Below are 236 nucleotides of genomic sequence, written 5' to 3'. Positions count from 1 at the left end.
AATTTAGCTACTCTATTAGCCGGAAGTAGCCCAAACAGATTTCCAATCAACATTGAAACTCCTACTGCAGTTACGCCTAAACTTACTGAAATAACAAGTGGCCATTCTGCGATCATTGCGATAAGCCAGGCAAAGAAAGCGCTGAACATAAATCCAATAAAGCCACCTAATCCTGTTAAAATGTAAGACTCGATTAAAAATCGCATTAATATTTTCCGCGCGTTGCACCAAGTGCT

Annotated in this window: 1 pseudogene; it reads right to left on the bottom strand. The window is 39.8% G+C overall.

Annotation, left to right across the window (positions count from 1 at the left end):
* Window positions 1-236: pseudogene (locus SB717_RS39535) on the bottom strand (ABC transporter permease); the annotation flags it as partial.

It is taken from the genome of Priestia sp. SIMBA_032, from assembly GCF_046535215.1.
GTDB lineage: Bacteria > Bacillota > Bacilli > Bacillales > Bacillaceae_H > Priestia > Priestia aryabhattai.
The sequence above is the reverse complement of the archived record's forward strand: the minus strand, read 5'-3'. Positions and strand labels throughout refer to the sequence as shown.